Source organism: Ornithinimicrobium panacihumi, from assembly GCF_052073805.1.
GTDB lineage: Bacteria > Actinomycetota > Actinomycetes > Actinomycetales > Dermatophilaceae > Ornithinicoccus > Ornithinicoccus panacihumi.
This window is the reverse complement of sequence record NZ_JBQGWG010000026.1, coordinates 1-19,342: the sequence shown is the minus strand read 5'-3', so window position 1 is coordinate 19,342 and position 19,342 is coordinate 1. Positions and strand designations below refer to the sequence as shown.

The 19,342-nt window shown below is 68.8% G+C and carries 17 protein-coding genes and 1 other annotated feature; of the genes, 8 read left to right on the top strand and 9 right to left on the bottom strand.

Features of this window, described 5'->3' with window-relative positions; all coding sequences use genetic code 11:
- Window positions 1–19: 19 nt before the first annotated feature.
- On the top strand, window positions 20–823 hold the full coding sequence (locus ACTMMA_RS16215; protein ID WP_441191154.1) for a hypothetical protein: 804 nt from the start codon (window positions 20–22) through the stop codon (window positions 821–823).
- Window positions 820–2,328 carry a putative type IV secretion/conjugal transfer ATPase gene (locus tag ACTMMA_RS16210; RefSeq protein ID WP_441191153.1) on the top strand — a complete coding sequence of 503 codons (1,509 nt, stop codon included), beginning with the start codon at window positions 820–822 and terminating at the stop codon, window positions 2,326–2,328. The genes ACTMMA_RS16215 and ACTMMA_RS16210 overlap by 4 nt, the downstream gene beginning before the upstream one ends.
- Before the next feature lie 123 nt (window positions 2,329–2,451).
- On the opposite strand, the gene ACTMMA_RS16205 is transcribed toward ACTMMA_RS16210, so the two are convergent.
- Window positions 2,452–2,799 carry an ArsR/SmtB family transcription factor gene (locus ACTMMA_RS16205; protein WP_441191152.1) on the bottom strand — a complete coding sequence of 116 codons (348 nt, stop codon included), beginning with the start codon at window positions 2,797–2,799 and terminating at the stop codon, window positions 2,452–2,454.
- 78 nt (window positions 2,800–2,877) lie between these two features.
- On the opposite strand from ACTMMA_RS16205, the gene ACTMMA_RS16200 reads away from it, so the two are divergent.
- Both ACTMMA_RS16200 and ACTMMA_RS16195 read left to right on the top strand, forming a co-directional pair.
- Window positions 2,878–4,188 (top strand): NAD(P)-binding domain-containing protein, encoded by a 1,311-nt coding sequence (locus tag ACTMMA_RS16200; protein ID WP_441191151.1) that lies wholly within the window; start codon window positions 2,878–2,880, stop codon window positions 4,186–4,188.
- The gene (locus tag ACTMMA_RS16195) at window positions 4,185–5,252 is read left to right on the top strand and encodes a flavin-containing monooxygenase (RefSeq protein WP_441191150.1); all 1,068 of its coding nucleotides are present in this window, start codon (window positions 4,185–4,187) and stop codon (window positions 5,250–5,252) included. The genes ACTMMA_RS16200 and ACTMMA_RS16195 overlap by 4 nt, the downstream gene beginning before the upstream one ends.
- 14 nt (window positions 5,253–5,266) lie before the next feature.
- Here the strand turns inward: ACTMMA_RS16195 and ACTMMA_RS16190 are convergent, their stop codons facing one another.
- From ACTMMA_RS16190 to trxB, 7 genes are read right to left on the bottom strand one after another with little or no spacing between them, the layout of a single operon-like run.
- Entirely contained in the window at window positions 5,267–5,689 is a 423-nt protein-coding gene (locus ACTMMA_RS16190; protein ID WP_441191149.1) for a hypothetical protein, read from the bottom strand.
- Window positions 5,690–5,713: 24 nt separating this feature from the next.
- Window positions 5,714–6,364, bottom strand: coding sequence for an FAD-dependent oxidoreductase (locus tag ACTMMA_RS16185; protein WP_441191148.1), 651 nt, complete (start codon window positions 6,362–6,364; stop codon window positions 5,714–5,716).
- Window positions 6,361–6,786: an arsenate reductase ArsC gene (locus tag ACTMMA_RS16180; RefSeq protein ID WP_441191147.1), complete on the bottom strand. Its 426-nt coding sequence runs from the start codon at window positions 6,784–6,786 to the stop codon at window positions 6,361–6,363. Before ACTMMA_RS16180 ends, ACTMMA_RS16185 begins: the two co-directional genes overlap by 4 nt.
- Window positions 6,787–6,801: 15 nt before the next feature.
- Window positions 6,802–7,809 carry a metalloregulator ArsR/SmtB family transcription factor gene (locus ACTMMA_RS16175; protein ID WP_441191146.1) on the bottom strand — a complete coding sequence of 336 codons (1,008 nt, stop codon included), beginning with the start codon at window positions 7,807–7,809 and terminating at the stop codon, window positions 6,802–6,804.
- Entirely contained in the window at window positions 7,806–8,894 is a 1,089-nt protein-coding gene (gene arsB, locus ACTMMA_RS16170) for an ACR3 family arsenite efflux transporter (protein WP_441191145.1), read from the bottom strand. The genes ACTMMA_RS16175 and arsB overlap by 4 nt, the downstream gene beginning before the upstream one ends.
- Window positions 8,891–9,217 carry a thioredoxin gene (gene trxA, locus ACTMMA_RS16165; RefSeq protein ID WP_441191144.1) on the bottom strand — a complete coding sequence of 109 codons (327 nt, stop codon included), beginning with the start codon at window positions 9,215–9,217 and terminating at the stop codon, window positions 8,891–8,893. The genes arsB and trxA overlap by 4 nt, the downstream gene beginning before the upstream one ends.
- Window positions 9,214–10,182, bottom strand: coding sequence for a thioredoxin-disulfide reductase (gene trxB, locus ACTMMA_RS16160; RefSeq protein WP_441191143.1), 969 nt, complete (start codon window positions 10,180–10,182; stop codon window positions 9,214–9,216). The genes trxA and trxB overlap by 4 nt, the downstream gene beginning before the upstream one ends.
- A 391-nt stretch (window positions 10,183–10,573) precedes the next feature.
- On the opposite strand from trxB, the gene ACTMMA_RS16155 reads away from it, so the two are divergent.
- The 4 genes from ACTMMA_RS16155 to ACTMMA_RS16140 all read left to right on the top strand — a co-directional run bounded on the left by ACTMMA_RS16155 (window position 10,574) and on the right by ACTMMA_RS16140 (window position 18,031).
- Window positions 10,574–11,041: a hypothetical protein gene (locus tag ACTMMA_RS16155; RefSeq protein ID WP_441191142.1), complete on the top strand. Its 468-nt coding sequence runs from the start codon at window positions 10,574–10,576 to the stop codon at window positions 11,039–11,041.
- Window positions 11,038–12,828, top strand: a complete 1,791-nt coding sequence (locus tag ACTMMA_RS16150) for a type IV secretory system conjugative DNA transfer family protein (protein WP_441191141.1) — start codon at window positions 11,038–11,040, stop codon at window positions 12,826–12,828. Before ACTMMA_RS16155 ends, ACTMMA_RS16150 begins: the two co-directional genes overlap by 4 nt.
- 188 nt (window positions 12,829–13,016) lie before the next feature.
- Entirely contained in the window at window positions 13,017–13,565 is a 549-nt protein-coding gene (locus ACTMMA_RS16145) for a hypothetical protein (RefSeq protein ID WP_441191140.1), read from the top strand.
- 50 nt (window positions 13,566–13,615) lie between these two features.
- On the top strand, window positions 13,616–18,031 hold the full coding sequence (locus ACTMMA_RS16140; RefSeq protein ID WP_441191139.1) for a helicase-like domain-containing protein: 4,416 nt from the start codon (window positions 13,616–13,618) through the stop codon (window positions 18,029–18,031).
- Here the strand turns inward: ACTMMA_RS16140 and ACTMMA_RS16135 are convergent.
- Window positions 18,006–19,288, bottom strand: a protein-coding gene (locus tag ACTMMA_RS16135; RefSeq protein ID WP_441189664.1) for an IS3 family transposase whose coding sequence is annotated in 2 segments (ribosomal slippage) — window positions 18,006–19,015 and window positions 19,015–19,288 — 1,284 coding nt in all. Because the reading frame shifts where the segments join, the coding sequence is not laid out codon by codon here. The two genes, ACTMMA_RS16140 and ACTMMA_RS16135, sit on opposite strands and share 26 nt — an antisense overlap.
- Window positions 18,885–19,019, bottom strand: a sequence feature (AL1L pseudoknot). (Overlaps the previous gene by 135 nt.)
- Window positions 19,289–19,342: the final 54 nt, after the last annotated feature.

The following is a 19,342-nucleotide window of genomic DNA, read 5'->3' as shown; positions in this document are numbered from 1 at the left end:
ATACATCTGGAGGCCCGACATGCCCACGTTCAACGACCCGACCGCCGACGCTGACGAAGCCCGTCAAGCGTTGCGAGGTCTCGCGCACGCGACCATGCGCATCGACGACCCTGACAAGCTCTACGGCATCGTCGGCGAACTGCTCGGCGCGACGCGCTCGCTCGAACAGTCGCTCATCCAGCTCGGCGGGGCCAGCCTCACCTATCAGGGCCGCGCCGCTCACGACGACGGCGACCGCAACCTCGGCGCTGCCGACGCCTGGGCCGCTGCCGACGCAATCCGGCAGGCGGCAGGGCACGTCAGCGCCGCCGAGAGCGCACTCGATCAGGCATCCGGGCACTTGGGCCGCATCGCCTGGCATCCTCCGCAGCTGCGATGGGTGACAGTGGTCTTCTTGCAAGGCGAAGAAGCCGACCGTGTGCTTGATCTCATCGACAGGGACGGCACCGGCGCGGCGATCGAGCATCTGCGCGGCTTCGACTACGGCGACGAGACCACCAGCGCGGCGCAGGCGAATGAGCATGTCTACGACGTGCCTCCCACGGGCGCGAACACCCGACTGGTCACCGAGGGCGAGTACGCGCTGACCTACAGCCCGACGTTCGTACACGTCGCGCTCTACCGCTCCTACACCCCACCGCCCGACGACACGACAGCAGCAGGCGACGGCCCGCAGAACACCGGGCCTGCCCAGGACGCGGCGAACGCCGAGGCCGTGCGGCGCGCGCTCGATGAGCGCCGGAACCGGGTGCGCGGCGACGGGTCATGGTTCACCCCTGACCGCATCACGGACATCGTGCGTAACCGGGGGCTGGAGCGATGAGCCGCAGCGACGATGAGAAACTGCACGCCTCGGTGCTGGTCGCCCCCGCGAAAGAGCGGCGACGCTACCGCAAGCAGCGACGCCAGGCCGCGAAACAACTGCAACGCGAGCAGCGGCAGCAGCGGATGGACGAGGCCAAAGCCCGCGCCGAAGCGGACAAGGCCGAGCGCGCCGCACGCCAGTACCTGCCCGCCGCAGGCGAACCCGGCCCGTCGATGCTGCGCACACCGGGCCGCTTCCACCTGCCCCGCCACCAAGACACCAGCGCCACCCTGTCCGGCGCGTACCCGTTCGTCGCCGAGGGCGGCCTCGGCAGTAGCGGAGTGTTCGTCGGTCAGGATCTCTACAGCGGCGGCTCGTTCGTGTACGACCCGTGGGTGCTGTACGCCAACGGCGTCATCACCGCCCCGAACGTCGTGCTGGCCGGAATCGTCGGCTCGGGCAAGTCCTCGCTCGCCAAGTCGCTCTACACCCGCAGCCTGCCGTTCGGCAGGCGCGTGTATGTGCCGGGCGACCCGAAAGGGGAACATACCGCCGTCGCGGAGGCCGTCGGCGGGCGCGCCATCGCGCTCGGGCACGGCATGGCGAACCGGCTCAACCCCTTGGACGAGGGCTACCGGCCCTCCAACTTCACCGATGCCGAGTGGGAGAGCACCGTGGCCGCGCGCCGCCGCGACCTCATCGGCGCGCTGGCCGAGGTCGTCCTCAACCGTGCCCTCACACCGCTGGAGCACACCGCGATCGACACGGCGCTGACCGCGACCGTGCGGGAGAACGCGGTGCCGATTCTGCCGATGGTCGTCAACCGTATCCTCGCCCCCTCCGACGACAGCGACGGGAGACTGACCGAGGATGGCCGCATCGTCGGTCACGCTCTGCGGCGGCTGGTTGCCGGTGACCTCGCGGGATTGTTCGACGGCCCCTCGACGGTGCAGTTCGACCCGACGCTGCCGATGATGAGCCTCGACCTGAGCCGCGTGACCGAGAACAGCACGCTCATCAGCGCGCTCATGACGTGCTGCTCGGCATGGATGGAATCGGCGCTGCTCGACCCGGCGGGAGGGCAACGGTGGGTGATCTATGACGAAGCGTGGCGTCTCATGTCGCACCCGTCCTTGCTGAAGAGGATGGACGCGCACTGGCGGCTCGCCCGGCACTACGGCATCGCCAACGCCTTGATCTTCCACAAGCTGACCGACCTGGAGAACGTCGGCGACGCGGGTTCTGCGATGCGCTCGCTGGCGAACTCGTTGCTGGCCAACGCTGAGACGAGAGTCATCTACAGGCAAGAGAGCGACCAGCTTGGCGTCACCGCCAAGACCCTCGGCCTGACGACCACCGAGCGGAAACTGCTGCCCTCGCTCGGCGTCGGGCAGGGCCTGTGGCGCATTAAGGAACGCAGCTTCGTCGTACAGGCGCAACTCCACCCAGCCGAAATGGAACTTTTCGAAACTGGGTTCCGGGCATCAGGGGAACCCCGCAAGTTCAAGAACATCGAACAGTAAACCGTGGGAACATGCGGATATATGCCCTGTTTTCTGGGGTGTGCATCCGCATATTCGAGGAAGATGCCGACACTCCGGAGCTTTCGACGTGATGCTGCCCGATCTCAGTGATAACGAGCTGATTCAATGTCCGATGAGGTGGCGGACAGCCGTGAAAAGGGGGCCGGGGGCCGGTGCGTAGTAGGCCCAGCGTCCGCGTTGTTCTCGGGTGACGAGGCCGGCGTCGACGAGGAGTTTCATGTGGTGCGAGACGGTGGGTTGGGAGAGCCCGACGGGTTCGGTGAGGTCGCACACGCACATCTCGCCGTTCGCGGAGGCGACGATCAGGGAGAACAGCTTCACCCGTGCCGGATCCCCGAGTGCTTTGAAGACGCGCGCGAGTTGGGTGGCCTCGGCGTCGTCGAGGGGCTGGCCGCCGGGCAAGCAGCAAGCACTGGACGTCGCGGGCGTGGTGGTGGTCATGGCACCCATTCTCCACCACGTATTGACATTTGTCGATACGTGGTGGAGCCTGGTCGCATTGATGTTTGTCGATGAGTGGAGGTTGTGATGGATCTGCCTGTGGTCGTGATCGGGGCGGGCCCGCAGGGGCTGGCTGCGGCGGCGCATCTGCTGGAGCGTGGGATCGAGCCGCTGGTGGTTGAGGCGGGGCTGGTCGTGGCGGCCTCGGTCGCGCAGTGGCGGCACGTGCGTTTGTTCTCGCCGTGGCCGGAGCTGGTTGATGCTGCTGCGTCGCGGCTGCTCGCCTCCGTGGGCCGGGAGGTCCCGGGTGCGGGGTATCCCACGGGTGGGGACTGGATCGACGGGTACCTCGCCCCGCTTGCCGATGTGCTCGGTGAGCGTGTGCGATATGGCGCGCGCGTGGTCGGGGTGGCACGGAAGGGCCGTGATCTGTCGGTGAATGCGGGCCGGGCCGAGCAGCCCTTCGTCGTGCAGCTGCGCTCCGCGGACGGCGGTGAGACGCGGGTCGAGGCACGCGCGGTGATCGATGCGTCGGGAACGTGGACGCATCCGGCACCGGCGGGCGCGAACGGGCTGCCGGCGCTCGGCGAGGATGCCGCGGCCGAGGCGGGCCTGGTGACGCATCGCATCCCGGATACGGCCGATGCCGCGGCGCTGGCAGGTGGGCATGTTGTGGTGGTCGGGAGCGGGCATTCGGCGGCGACGGTGATCATCGAGCTCGCTAAGGTCGTGCGGGAGCATCCCGCGACGCGGGTGTCGTGGGTGCTGCGGCGCGGCACGGTCGGCAACACCTTCGGTGGCGGCGCGGCGGATGAGCTGGCGGAGCGTGGTGCGCTGGGTCAGCGCGCGAAACAGGCCGTCGACGCGGGCCTCGTCACGCTCGTCACCGGTTTCCGCACCGACGCGATCACCGCCACGGGTGGGCGGGCTGTCGTTGCTGCCGAGGACGGGCGCGTGCTCGATCCGGCTGATCGGGTGGTCGTGCTGACGGGGTTCCGGCCGGATCTGTCGTTCCTCACGGAAGTGCGGCTCGAGCTGGACTACCGGCTCCAGGCTCCGGTACGGGTCGCGGCCGAGGTCGATCCGAATGTTCACTCGTGTGGTTCGGTGCGGGCGACCGGGGCGGCGGAGCTGTCGCATCCGGAGCCGGGGTTCTTCATCGTCGGGGCGAAGTCGTACGGGCGGGCGCCGACGTTTCTCGCGATGACCGGGTACGAGCAGGTCCGCTCGATCGTCGCGGAACTCGCCGGTGACCGGGAGGCGGCTGCCCGGGTCGAGCTGGTGCTGCCGGATACCGGGGTCTGCGGTGGCAGCGGCGTGTTCGATGCGCCCGAGGAGCCGGCTGCGGGCAGTTGCTGCGGTGGGCCGCAGTTGGTGCAGCTCGGGTCGCGCGGGTGAGCCGGCGGCTGTTGATTGTCGGCGGCGGGCAGTCCGGGCTCGCCGCCGCCCGCGCCGGGGCCGAGCGCGGCTGGGAGCCGGTGGTGCTCGAAGCCGGAGACGAGCCGGTGGGGTCGTGGCCGTCCTATTACGACAGTCTGCGGCTGTTCTCGCCCCGCCGGTTCTCCGGCTTCCCCGGATACCCGTTCCCGGGTCCTCCTGGCGAGTACCCGCATCGTGACGAGGTGGTGCAGTTCTTGCGCGGCTACGCCTCCTGGCTGGGCACCGAGATCCGCACCGGAGCCCGGGTGGACACGGTCACCCGAGAACAGGACCGATTCGTCGCGGTGCTCGCGGACGGGTCGACGGTGGCCGGGGATGCCCTGATCGCTGCGACCGGTGCTTTCGCAAACCCGTTCACGCCACGGCTCCCGGGCCGGGAGGACTATGCGGGTGAGGTACTGCACGTGGCGGACTATCGCTCGCCCGCCCGGTTCGCGGGGCGGCGTGTCGTCGTGGTCGGGGCGGGAAACTCCGCGATCCAGGTCGCTGTCGAGCTGGCGCAGGTCGCGCACACCTCGCTCGCGGTGCGGGACCGGGTGCGGTTCGCGCAGCAGAGACTCGCCGGCCGCGACCTGCACTTCTGGCTGACCCACACCCGCATCGACCGGGCACCCTGGGGAATCCTCTCCCGGCTGGTGGCGGGCACGCCCGTGCTCGACACCGGCGCCTACCGGGAAGCGCTCGCGTCCGGACGCCCCGATCATCGGCCGATGTTCACCGCCTTCACCCAAGACGGCATCGTCTGGGCCGACGGGCGTCGGGAGCGGGTCGATGCGGTCGTGTTCGCGACCGGCTACCGCCCGCACCTGCCCTACCTGCACCCGCTCGGCGCCGTCGACGAGCACGGGATGCCGCAGCATCGTCGTGGGGTCTCGACCGTGCAGGCGGGGCTGGGGTTTCTCGGGGTCGAGTTCCAACGCTCGTTCTCCTCGAACACGCTGCGCGGAGTCCACCGCGACGCCGCGCACGTCCTCACCCACCTCGGCCGGGGTGCGGGAAGCCTGCCTCGCGTGCCCGCGTGAGGGAGGCGGCTCGGCTACGGGCGCGGTGCGGCAGGCCGAGGCGAAACCGCGCCGCCCTGATCCTCTTCGGTGGCGAGGTAGGTGCGGAGTTCGGCGACGGCGAGTTTGGCGGTGCGCCCGGCGCCGATGAGGGTCGCCGATGCGAACCCGGTCCAGTCGCCGTACCCGAGCAGATGCACGCCGGGATGATCGACCGAGCGGGTGCCCACGGTGGCCGGATGACCGTCCTGGAGGGTGAGGCCGAGTGAGGTGAGGTGATCGAGGTGCGGGGCGAACCCGGTGCACCAGATGATCGCATCGCACGCGTACTCTCGCCCGTCGCTCCAGGCGACACCGGTCGGGGTGAGGCGGTCGAACATCGGGACCGCGTTGAGGGCGCCCCGGTCGCGGGCTTCGCGCACCGGGGGCACCATCACGATGTCGCCGAGCCCGGCCACCCCGCCATGGTGGGCGCCGGCGCGCTAGGCGGCGGCGCGGGCGGTGGCGACGTCGAAGAGCACCCGCCCATCGACGTCGTCGGGCATGAACCGCGGCGGGCGCGGCGTGACCCAGAGGGTGTCTGCGACTGTGGAGACTTCGGCGAGGATCTGCGCGGCGGAGTTCCCGCCGCCGACAATCACGACCCGCTGCCCGGCGAAGCGCTCCGGCGTCCGATAGTTCACCGTATGCAACTGCACTCCGGTGAACACGTCCTGCCCCGGATAGGCGGGAACGTGCGGGGTCTGCCAGGTGCCGGTGGCGCTGATCACCGCCCGCGCCACCCATTCGCCCCGATCAGTGCCCACCACGAAGACTCCCACATCCCGGCGGACCTGGTTGACGCGGACGGGCCGGTGGCCGGGGAGCGCGTAGCGTGCTTCGTAGTCGGCGAGGTACTGGGCGACGTGCGCGGCGGTCGGGAACGTTTCACCTGGTTGGGGCGGCATCGGCCAGCCCGGGAGCGGACTGTACGGGGCCGGGGAGAACAGCCGCAGGGACTCCCATCCGTGCCGCCACGCTCCGCCCGGCCCGGTCTGGGCGTCGAGGATGACGAAGTCCAGACCGGTTCGCCGCAGGTAGTAGCCCGCGGCGAGCCCGGCCTGACCGCCGCCGATGACGACGACATCGATCACGCAGACGCCGCCTGCTCCTCGCCGAGCAGCTCGGTCACGAGAGCCTGGATGCGGGCCTTGATGTCATCGCGGATGGGGCGGACGGCGTCGATGCCTTGCCCGGCGGGGTCGTCGAGCTTCCAGTCCTCATACCGTTTGCCGGGGAAGAACGGGCAGGCGTCGCCGCACCCCATGGTGATCACGACGTCGGAGGCTTGCACGGCCTCGGTGGTGAGCACCTTGGGCTGCTCTGCGGTGATGTCGATGCCGTCTTCTCGCATCGCTGCGACGGCGACGGGGTTGATCTGCTCGGCGGGCATCGACCCTGCGGATCGGACTTCGATGCGATCGGCGGCGTAGTGGCGGAGGTAGCCGGCGGCCATCTGGGAGCGGCCGGCGTTGTGCACGCACACGAACAGCACGGAGGGCTTGCGGTCAGTCATGGCAGGTCTCTGCTTTCAGTCGGTGAGGAGGGAGTCGATGAGAGTGCGGACGCGGGCGGCGATGTCGTCGCGGATCGCGAGCACCCCGTCCGGAGAGGCGAGTGCGGGGTCGGCGACCGGCCAGTCCTCGTAGCGGATGCCAGGGATGATCGGGCAGACGTCGCCGCAGCCCATCGTGATCACCACGTCGGCGGCGCGGATCGCGTCGTCAGTGAGCGGCTTCGGGAACGCCGCCTCCGCGTCGGAGCCGTTGATCTCGGTGATGAGGTCCTGCACGCGGGGGTGGATGCCCGCGGCGGGGGTCGACCCGGCTGAGCGGGCCACGATCCGACCTCCCGAGAGGTGGCGGGTGAGGGCGGCGGCGAGCTGGGAGCGGCCGGCGTTCGCGACGCACACGAACAGCACCTGCGGCGCAGCGGTCGCCCGGTCTCTCGTGAGATCGGCGAGGCGCTGTTTGGCGAACCTTTCCGTCAACGGCACGAGGTAGCGGGTGATCTTCGCCGACCGCGCGAGCGCGGTGAAGGAGTCGCGCACGATCCCGGTCACCGTCGCCGCCGGCAGTCCCGGGGTGTGTGCGGCGAGGTCCGCGGCGAGGTGGGTGATGTGCTCGTCCATCTCGGCGAGCTCGCCGACATCCGCCGGTCGTTCCGGCCGCGTGGGGGTGGTCACGGCGGGCGCGAAGGCCTCCAGCAGCGCGGTCACCGCCGCGCGCCGGTCCGCGGGGATGGAGTACCAGACCCAGGTGCCGCGCCGCTCGGAATCCAGCAGCCCCACGGTCTTGAGGACTTTCAGGTGGTGGGAGACGGTGGGCTGGGAGACGTCGGCGAGTTCGGCGAGATCGCACACGCAGGACTCGCCGCGCAGGTCGGTCGCGATCGCCGAGAGCATCCGCAGGCGCAGCGGCTCGGCGAGGGCCTTGAGCGTGCCGGCGAGAGCCTGTGCGACCTCGGCGCCGATCGCCGGTGCGGCACCGGGCGCGCACGCCTCCTCACCGGTCGCGGGAACTACGAGGGTGTCGGTCATGAGCGCGCCTCCGAACGGTAGGGGTCGGTGTGGAACCAGCGCCTCGCGGCCCACAGCGACACGTATACGAGGCCGACGAGCACGGGCACCTCGATGAGCGGGCCGACCACACCGGCGAGGGCCTGCCCGGAGGCGGCCCCGAAGGTGCCGATGGCGACCGCGATGGCGAGTTCGAAGTTGTTGCCCGCCGCAGTGAATGCCAGCGTCGTCGAGCGGGCATAGCCGAGGCCGATGCCCTTCCCGAGCAGGAGGCCCGCGAACCACATGAGCGCGAAGTAGACCAGCAGGGGCAGGGCGATCCGCGCGACATCGAGCGGGTTCGCGATAATCGCATCCCCCTGGAGGGCGAAGAGAAGGACGATCGTGAACAGCAGGCCGTAGAGCGCCCACGGGCCGATCACGGGGAGGAACCTCTCCTCGTACCAGTCACGTCCGCGGCGCTTCTCGCCGAGGTACCGGGAGGCGAATCCCGCGATCAGCGGCACGCCGAGGAACACGAGCACGTTGAGCGCGATCTGCCACACCGACACTTCCAGCCCCTGAGTGTCGAGGCCGAGCCACCCAGGAAGGATCGTGAGGTAGAACCAGCCGAGCACCGAGAACATGACCACCTGGAACACCGAGTTGATCGCCACCAGCACGGCGGTCGCCTCCCGGTCGCCGCAGGCGAGATCGTTCCAGATCACAACCATCGCGATACAGCGCGCCAGGCCGACGATGATCAGCCCGGTCCGATACTCGGGAAGGTCGGGCAGGAACACCCAGGCGAGGGCGAACATGACCGCGGGACCGGCGATCCAGTTCAGCAGCAGCGAGGAGACGAGGAGCTTCTTATCGCCGGTGACGGCGGCGACCTTGTCGTAGCGGACCTTCGCGAGCACCGGGTACATCATCACCAGCAGGCCCAGACCGATCGGCACCGAGATCCCGCCGACCTCCAGGCGGGCGAGCACGTCCGAGACCGCAGGGATAAAGCGGCCGAACAGGAGGCCGGCGACCATGGCCAGGCCGATCCAGGCCGGCAGCCACTTGTCGAGGGTGGACAGGCGCGCGGGCGCGGTTCTCGTCATCGTCTCGGCGGTCATGCCAGCAGCTCCTCGATCTTGCCGGCGATCACCGGACGCGGATGCGCGCCGATGAGCAAATCCACACGCTCACCGCCCCGGTAAAAGCCCAAGGTCGGGATCGACGTGACCCCGGCCGCGGTCACGGTTTCGGGGTTGGCGTCGGCGTCGAGCTTGACGATCTTCACCCGTCCCGCATACTCGGCCGCGAGGTCGTCGATGATCGGGGCGATCTGCTTGCACGGCCCGCACCAGGACGCCCAGATATCGACCACCACCGGGAGATCGGACTGGATCACCTCGCCCTCGAACGTGGCATCGGTCACCGTGATCGTCGCGCTCATGCGGACACCTCCAGAAGTTCAGACTCACGTTCCTCGTCAGGAAGCCCGGCGAGGAAGTGCTGCGCGTCGAGGGCTGCAGCGCACCCCGTCCCCGCGGCGGTGATGGCCTGACGGTAGCGGCGATCCACCAGATCCCCCGCAGCGAACACGCCGGGCAGGTTCGTCGCCGTCGACGGATGCACGACCTGCACATACCCGTCGTCGTCGAGGTCGACCTGGCCGGTCAGCAGCTCCGAACGCGGATCGTGCCCGATCGCGACGAACACCCCCGTCACCGGCAGCATCCGCTCCGCCCCCGTGATCGTGTCGCGCAGCCGAAGGCCCTCGACACGGTGCTCGCCGAGGATGCCGGCGACCTCACTGTTCCAGGCGACCTCGATCTTCGGATCCGCGAGCACACGCTCGGCCATGATCTTCGACGCCCGGAACTCATCCCGCCGGTGCACGACGGTCACCTTCGACGCGAACCGGGTCAGGAACAAGGCTTCCTCCATCGCCGAGTCCCCGCCGCCGATGACCGCGATCTCCTGGTTGCGGAAGAAGAACCCGTCACAGGTCGCGCACCACGACAGGCCGTGCCCCGACAGTCCCTCCTCTTCGGGCAGCCCCAGCTTCCGGTACGCCGACCCCGTCGACAGAATCACGCTGCGCGCCTGGAACACCTCGCCCGAACCCGTCTCGACCGTCTTGACGGGGCCGGTGAGGTCGAGGCGTGTCGCGTCATCGAGGAGGATGCGGGCGCCGAAACGCTCGGCCTGCGCACGCATCGCCTCCATCAGCTCCGGACCCTGCACCCCGTCCGTAAAGCCGGGGAAGTTCTCCACCTCGGTCGTCGTCATCAGCGAGCCACCCGCCGTCACCGATCCCGCGATCACCACCGGGGCAAGCCCCGCCCGAGCCGCGTACACCGCAGCCGTATACCCCGCCGGACCAGACCCGACGATCACCACCTGTTGCATCGACATATCTCTATATATACATCCATCGAAACAGCGTGCAAGTGCAGTCGTCGTGCACCGCGGAGCACTTACCCGCTCTTCACGTCGTAGCAAGTATTGGCAGGTCGACCCACTTGGTCTCGATTCCCGCTTGGTTGATGGCGGTGTAGCGCAGAGCTCCATCGACGCTTGATGCTGAAGAGGTCACAGATGCGTCAGATGTCGCGGCTGCTCTGTTCGGCTTCGTAGAAGATGCAGTCGGTGTGCAGGCGCCTTGGCGGTCACGTCGACACCGGGAAGTTTCACCTACATCGACCGCTAGTGACACATTGGCGTGTCCGAGGCGCGGTGGGCGCACCTGATGGGCATGAGACACGCCCCTGCCCATGCCCCTGTTCCCGCGCCGGTGTCGATACCGGTGATCCGCCTGACCGTGCACGACGACGGCACGATGAGCGTCACCGTCAATGGGGAACCTCTCGCCTCGCCGGTCGCCGAGGGCGCATGGCGGCGCAGCTCGTTCACGCGGATTGTCGATCAGGTCACTGCCAAACGGATGATCCCGGCACGGGTCGAGGTCACCGAGGCTGATGGTTCGACGTTCACCGACATCATCACCGCCACCGCCCGCAAACATCCTCCCGTCGTGGCGCTGCCGGAACCCGAACCGGCGGCGGATGCGCCCCGGTTGCTGGAAGTGACCGGGGATGGCTTCGTGCCCGGAGAGGACATTGCGGTGTGCCGCATCATCCGGCACACCGACGCCGCCCTGACCGGAACCGCCCGCGCGCTCATCGACCTGGCCCACGACCATCTCGACCCCGGCGACGAGGTTGTGCTCGTGGGCCGGGTCTCGGGCACGTTTGTCGTGCGGAGCCTGTCATGAGCGCTCCGGCACCGGGCAGGCAGACCGGCTCGTTCGGTGACGAGCTGACCAACGCCGCCATGATCGGCCTGATCGGGGTGTTCGCGCTCGCGCTGCTGCTGCGCGGGGCCGGGTCGGTGGCGGCGTTCCTCACCGGCACCGCCCAGCCCGTAGCCGGCCCCGCCGCCGGTGTCGGCGTGCTGTTCAATCCCGGCGACCCGGCGGCCGCGCTGGAGGCCGAGGGCCTGAACGTCGTCGCGTACTGGATTGTCGCGGTTGTGCTGCTGGGGATGCTGGCGGCGGCGATCACCTGGGTCTGGACGCTGCTGCGCCGCCAGTCGCGCAAGAGTGCGCAAGACCCGCACCGGCTGGTCGGAATCGCCACGAAACACGACGTCGCCGGAGCCGCGTCGACCAAGGCGCTGCTCGGGCGGGCTGCGAACTTGCGCCCCTCGCTGTCACGCCCGGCACCTGCCGATGTGGGTTACCGGCTCGGCACTTCCCACGGGCATGACGTGTGGGCCAGTGTCGAGGACTCGATTCTGCTGATCGGCCCGCCCCGCTCGGGCAAGGGTCTCCATATCGTCATCCCCTCGATTCTGGATGCGCCCGGCTCGGTCGTGGTGACCTCAACTCGCCCGGACAACCTCACCGCGAGCCTGCGCGCGAGGCAACGGGTCGGCCCGACAGCCGTGTTCGACCCGCAGCATCTGGCCGAGGGCATCCCCGCCGGGTTGCGCTGGTCACCGATCAGGGGCTGTGAAGACCCGCTGACGGCGATGATTCGCGCCACCGGCTTGGCGTCTGCGACCGGTCTGTCCTCTGGCGGGGTGGAGGGCGGCGGGTTCTGGGAGGGCAAGACCCGCTCCGCGCTACAAGCTCTGCTGCACGCGGCTGCGATCGACCGCAGGCCACCATCGGAGTTGTTCCGGTGGACGCTCGACCCGACCGCCGCCGCCGATGCGGTGGCGATTTTGACGAACAGCCCGCTGGCGGCGGGCGGCTGGGCTGAGTCCTTGGAGGCGATGATCGACTCCGACCCGAGGACGCGCGACTCGATCTGGCAGGGCGTGTCGCTGTCGCTGAGCGCACTGGCCGACCCGCGCGTGCTCGATGCGGTCTCACCCGGTGAGGGTGAGGACTTCGACCCGGAGAAGTTCATCCTGTCGCGCGGCACCCTCTACCTGCTCGCCACCGGCGCCGGAGCAGGGGCCAGCGCCGCACTCGTGGCCGCGTTCGTCGAGGACTTGGTGGAAGCCGCCCGCCGCATCGCGGCACGCTCACCGGGTGCACGCCTCGACCCGCCCATGCTGCTCGCGCTGGATGAGATCGCCAACCTCAGCCCGCTCCCGAGCCTGCCGACTCTCATGGCCGAGGGCGGCGGCACCGGGATCACGACCATGCCGGTGCTGCAATCGCTCGCTCAAGCGCGCGACCGGTGGAGCGAGAACCAAGCGAACGCGATCTGGGATGCGGCGATCACCAAGATCATCCTCGGCGGCGCATCCAACTCCCGCGATCTGCAAGACCTCTCCGCGCTGATCGGGGAGCGCGACGAGTTCACCGACAGCGTGACCTTGGGGGATCACGGCACCCGCTCGAATCAGCGTTCGATCCGGCGCGTGCCGATCATGCCGCCCGACCGCATCCGCACCCTCCCGTTCGGCACCGCCGTCATGATGCTGCGCTCGGCTCCGCCGATCATCACCGACCTGCGCGCCTGGCCGACACGCGACGACGGCGACCGGCTGAAAACCGACCGCGCCGAGATCGAGGCGCTCCTGGAACGAGGCACGCATGGCAGCTGAGCCGCACCTATCAACCCGAGCGACGATCGCCCGAGCGTGGAGGAGGTGATGGCTGATGGCCAGACGCCGGAGCCGGAAAGCACCTCCCGGTCAGCTCGAGTTCGACCTGTGGGGGCTGGACGAGCAGACCGCCGACGACCAGATCACGGGCGCAGCTGACACCACGCCCGGCGTGGAGGGAGCAGCACATGAACAAGTACGGGGCACGCGCAATGCACCACTGGAAGACGCACGCACCCGTGCGGTACCAGAGCCTCGACGACCCGACCCGGTTCTTCACCGAGCTGGGCCTTCAGGCGCAGGGCCAGATCACCGAACTGGCCAGGCAGATCGAGACGAACCGTCCTTTGATGGTGGCGAGAATGCACTCTTCGAGGGAGACTTATCTCAAGGACGTGGCGCATCGGATGACGGCGCTACGGATCGCGGAGGAGGTCGTGATGCAGCAACTCGCCTGGGTCAGCGACCCGAGTCTGCCGCTGGACGAGGCCCGGCAGGAGTGGAATCAGACCTCCCCGAACGACGAGAACCTCATCATGTGGGCCGAGCGGATGCAGGACGCCCCCGATCTGATGCCCGCGACGGTCGACCTGGAACAGAAAGCGAACGACTGGGCCGTGCCCGTCTGGTTCTTGGAGGGGCTGGTCGAAGCGGAGATCCCGAGACGGTATCTGGAAGAGCACCAGAGCCTGCTGGCGGAGGCGGCGACGATCCGCTTCCTGCGCGAAGTCCACTAACCACAGACACCTCAGCGGGGCGGCAGGGTGCTGCGCCGGGGGCGCGGTTCGTGCCCGCCACGCACGACGACCTCGCCCCGTCGGGTGCGAAAGCCCGCTTCCGGGCGAACATCGCCGCGATCGAGACCGCGCGGCTGCTCGCCGAGCAGGAGCGCCCGGCGACCAGCGATGAGCAGCAGACGCTCGCGCGCTGGTCGAGCTGGGGCGCGATCCCGGACGTGTTCGACGAATCCAAGCAGGACTGGAGCGCGGAGCGTGAGCGACTGCGTGCCCTGCTGACCCCGGACGAGTGGGATGCTGCCGCGCGCACGACGATCAACGCGCACTACACCGACCCGCTGATCGTCAGGCAGATGTGGCGGGCCATGATCGCGCTCGGCTTCGACGGCGGTAGGGTGCTCGAACCCGGCTCAGGGCTGGGCACGTTCCTCGGCCTGGCCCCCGAGACCGCGCGCATGACCGGCGTGGAACTCGACCCGGTGACCGCTCAGATCAGCCGCGCCCTGTACCCGCACGCCGAGGTGCGCGGCGAGTCCTTCGCCGACACCCGACTGCCCGAAGGCATGTTTGATGCGGCGATCGGGAACGTGCCGTTCTCGGACGTGACCTTGCACGACCCGGTGCACAACCCGACGCGGCAGTCGATGCACAACCACTTCATCCTCAAGTCGTTGAGATTGACGCGGCCTGGTGGGATGGTCGCTGTGCTCACGTCGCAGTACACGATGGATGCGCAGAACCCCGGCGCGCGCCGCGAGATGGCGATGCTCGCCGACCTCGTGGGCGCGGTGAGGCTCCCCGCCGGGGCGCACCGGCGCACGGCGGGCACCGATGTGGTGACCGATCTGCTCATCCTGCGCCGCCGCGAGAACGACACGCCTCCGGCGGATGACCTGTGGGAGACCGTCACCCCGATCAGCCTGGACGGGCAGACCTCGAAGATCAACGCCTACTTCGACCATCACCCCGAGCATGTGCTCGGCACCCTGAGTATTCGGCAGGGCATGTACGGCAAGCAGGCCGTCACCGTCGACGGCGACCTCGATCGGCTCGACACCGATCTTGCCGGTGTGCTCGATGAGGTCACGTTCACCGCCCGCCGCCGAGGTCTGACGTTCACTGCGCCCACGGCGGAGTATCAGGCGCGGCAGGCCGCCCGCGTCCCTGCTGCGCCGCAGCAGTGGGACGGCAGCATCCTCGCCACAGACACCGGGTTCGCCACTGTGGTCCAAGGCTCCGTCGAAGCGTTGGACGTGCCGAAGTCGGCGGGGCCGGAGCTGCGCGCCCTGCTGGGGTTGCGGGACGGTGCGCACCGGCTGCTCGAATTGGAGGCCGCGACCGTCGATGACACCGACGAGATCCACGCCGCGCGTGAGGGCCTGTACCGCGACTATCGCCGCTACGTCGGCAGGTACGGGCCGCTGAACCGGTACACGCTGCGCCGCACCGGACGCACCAACGATGCCGGGGAGGACACCTACGCCCGCACGGTGCCGACCGCGATCCGGGTGCTCAGAAGCGACCCGTTCGGGGCGCTCGTGCTCGCCCTGGAGCAGTTCGACGACACCGACCAGACCGCGACTCCGGCGGCGATCATGACGCGCCGCGTGGTCTCCCCGCGCACCGAACCACAGGGCGTGGACACCCCGGCCGATGCGATCGCGGTCAGTCTCGACCGCACTGGCCGGATTGATCTGCCGCTGATCGCGGACATGCTCGGTATGGACGAAACCGAAGCGCGCGCTTCCCTGACCGGGCTGGTGTTCACGGACCCGATCACCGACGAGCTCATCCACGCGCCCGCGTATCTCTCCGGCGACGTGCGCGTGAAGCTGGAGCAGGCCGCCGCCCGCGCTGCAGACGACCCGGCGTTTCAGGTCAACGTGGACGCGCTCACCGAGGTCGTTCCTGAAGCGCTCGGCGTGGAGGAGATCAGCGCCCGCATGGGTGCGGTGTGGATCAGCGCCGAGGTGCACGCGCAGTTCTTGAACGAGCTGCTGCGCACGCGCGAGGTGAACGTGGAGAACCCGCTGCCGGGCATGTGGGAAGTGCGGGGAGGCCGGGCCGGGCTGCTGGCCACGAGCGAGTGGGGCACCGAGCGTCGCCCCGCCCCGGACATCGCCCAGGCGATCATGGAGCAGAAGACCCTGCTCGTCTACGACGAGATCGAGGACGCAGACGGCAAGAAGCGTCGCGTGCTCAACCCGTTGGAGACCACCGCCGCGCAGGAGAAAGCCGACGCCCTGCAAGAGCGGTTCGCCGAGTGGGTGTTCGAAGACCCGGAGCGTGCCCGCACGCTCGTGGCCGAGTACAACCGGCGCTTCAACTCGATCGTCTTGCGCGACTACACCGACGCGGGCGAGTACCTGAGCCTGCCGGGGCTGGCGGAGAACTTCACCCCGCGCCCGCACCAGCGCTCCGCCGTCGCCCGGATGATCGCCGAACCTGCTGCCGGGTTGTTTCACGAGGTCGGGGCGGGCAAGACGGCGGAAATGATCATGGGCGTGATGGAGATGCGCCGCATGGGGCTGATCGACAAGCCCGTGCTGGTGATCCCGAATCACATGCTCGAACAGTTCTCCCGCGAGTGGCTGCAAATCTATCCGCAGGCGAGGATTCTCGCCGCGTCCAGCAAGGATCTCACCGCCGACAAGCGGCGCCTGTTCGTCGCCAGGGCGTCGGCGAACGAGTGGGACGGGGTGCTCATGACGCAGGGCGCGTTCGAGAAGATCCCACTGCGCGAGCAAACGCAGCAGGCGTACATCCAAGCCCAGGTCGACGACATGCGGGACGTGCTCGCCACCGCGACGGGCGAGAACGCGATGAGCGTCAAGCGCATCCAGCGCAAGCTGCTCCAGCTGGAGAACAAGGTCAAAGCCCGCATCGACACCGACCGGGATGTCGGGGTGTGCTTCGAGGACACCGGCATCGACTACGTGGTCGTGGACGAGATGCACATGTACAAGAACCTCGCCACCGACTCGAACATCCAAGACGCAGCGATCGAGGGTTCGCACCGTGCCTCCGATCTGCACATGAAGCTCGAATATTTGCGCTCCCAGGGCCGCGAACGGGTCGTCACCGGCGCGACCGCTACGCCGATCTCGAACAGCGTGACCGAGGCCTTCGTGATGCAGAAGTACCTGCGCCCGGACTTGCTGGAAGCCGCCGGGATCGGCGCGTTCGATGCGTGGGCGGCGACGTTCGGGCAGACGGTCACGCAGATGGAGATGGCCCCGACCGGCAACAACACGTTCCGCATGAAGACGCGGTTCGCGAAGTTCCAGAACGTGCCCGAGATGCTGAAACTCTGGTCGATCTTCGCCGATGTGAAGACCGCCGAGGATCTGCAGCTGCCCACTCCCGCCATCGCCGAGCGCGAGGACGGCCGGCGGGCACCGGCCACGGTCGCCATCCAGCCCACGGTCGAGCTGGAGCAGTTCATCGAAACCCTCGGCAGACGCGCCGAAAAGGTCGCCGCCCGCGCGGTGCCGCCGAACGAAGACAACATGCTCACCATCTCCACCGATGGGCGCAAGGCCGCGCTCGACATCCGCATGATCGTGCCGCGCACTCCGTCCGGGCCGACCAAGGTCGATCTCGCCGCAGACAGCATCTATCGGGTCTGGGAGCAGACGAAAGACCACACCTACCTCGACCCGATCACCGGGCAGGAGTCGCCGGTGCGGGGCGCGCTGCAATTGGTGTTCTCCGACATCGGCACCCCGAACCCGACCCAGTGGAACGCCTACGACGAACTGCGGGCGCAGCTGGTCGCGCGAGGGATGCCGCCGGAGTCCATCCGGTACATGCACGAAGCCAACACCGATGTGGATAAAGCGAGGCTGTTTGCTGCCGCGCGTGCCGGGCACGTCGCGGTGCTGATGGGTTCCACGCAGAAGATGGGGGTCGGCACCAACGTGCAAGCCCGCGCCGTCGCCCTGTATCACTTGGACTGTCCGTGGCGACCCAGCGACATCGCCCAGCGGGAGGGCAGGATTCTCCGGCAGGGCAACCAGAACGCGGAAGTCGGGATCGTCCGCTTCGTCACGGAGCGGTCGTTCGACTCCTACATGTGGCAGGGCGTCGAACGCAAAGCCACGTTCATCGCGCAGCTCATGCGCGGCAACCTCGACTCGCGCGAGATCGAGGAGATCGACTCCTCCGCGCTGTCCGCCGCCGAAGCGAAGGCCATCTCGTCGGGGAACCCGCTGCTGCTGGAGCACTCCACCGTGCACAGCGAGGTGCAACGGCTGCGCCGCCTCGAACGCGCCTATCACCGCAACGAGTCGATGCTCTTCCACGCCCGCGACCGCGCCAGCGATCACGCCCGAAGCGCCGCCGCCGACATAGAAGCCCTCGAAGCGGTGCTGCCGCGCGTCACCGATACCTCCGGCGACAAGTTCCGCATCGTGAAGCGCCCCAGGTTCTGTGCCGCTCCTATACGGGTTGCGGCTCTCGGTTGAGGGTCGCGTAGTGGGCGTTCTCGTACTCCACTGGGGACATCATGCCAAGGCTGCCGTGGAGGCGTCGCTGGTTGTACCAGTCGACCCAGGCAGCGGTGGCGTACTCGACGTCCGCGATGGTCTTGTAGGGCCCGTCGCAGAAGACGGTGGTGCGGATGCACTCGGTCTTGTACAGGCCGATGGCGCTCTCCATCAAGGCGTTGTCGAACGCATCACCGACCGAGCCGATGGAGGGTCGCAGGCCTTCCAGGGCCAGGTGCTCGGTGAATCGCAGCGAGGTGTACTGCGACCCGGCGTCCGCGTGGCAGATCAGGCCGGGTGCGACGGGGTGCCCGTCGTGGTCACGCTGCCAGATCGCCATCCGCAGCGGGGTCATCACCAGGTCGACCTCCTTGGTCGTGGCAGCGTGCCAGGCCACGATCCGCTGGGCGAAGACGTCCAGGACGAACGCGACGTACACCCACCCGGTCCAGGCCCGGACGTAGGTGAAGTCCATCACCCAGGTCTGGTTCGGGCAGGTGGCGGTGAAGTCGCGATCCAACAGGTCGCCAGCGCGCCGCCCGTCCTTGGTGGGGATCGTGGTCCGGATGCCCTTGTCGCGGCGGAGGCCGGACAGGCCCAGGGCGCGCATCGCCCGGTCGACCGCCCCGGCCGAGGCGTCGGGCAGGCCGCTGCGGCGGACCAGCGCGGTCATCTTGCGTCGCCCGTACAGCCCTTCCGGGGCTAGCTGACGGGCGCCGGTGCGGGTGTTGGTGGTCCAGGCCAGGTCGCGCACCAGGTCCATCACCAGAGCATCGGTGTGCGTGCGGGCCGAGGGCTGGCGGGAGTTGTTCTTCCAGGCCCGGTAGGTGCGCGCGGCGACCTGCAGGCCCTGCTCGCGCAGGACCCGGCAGATCGACTCGACCGCGTGCCCCTGGGCGCGCTGGGCGTCGATGAACGCCATGATCATCGGTTCCGGGGGTCGAGCTCCCCCACGAAGAAACTCGTGGCCGCCTTCAGGATGGCCACGTCCTCACGCAGCCGCCGGTTCTCGGCCTTCAGCTTCTTGATCTCCGCCTGCTCGGCCGTGGTGGTCCCTGGCCGGTCGCCGGCATCGATCTCGGCCTGGGCGACCCACCGCCGCAACGATTCCTTGCCCACTCCTTCCTGCCGGGAGACCGCCAGCACGGCCGCGGTCATCGTCGGGTACTCGTTGCGGTGCTCCAGCACCAACCGCACAGCCCGAGCCTTCAGCTCGGGATCGATCTTCTTCGGCATGACATGCATCCTTCCGGACTCGAAAGGAAGCGGCATCAAACCTGGGGCGCTTCA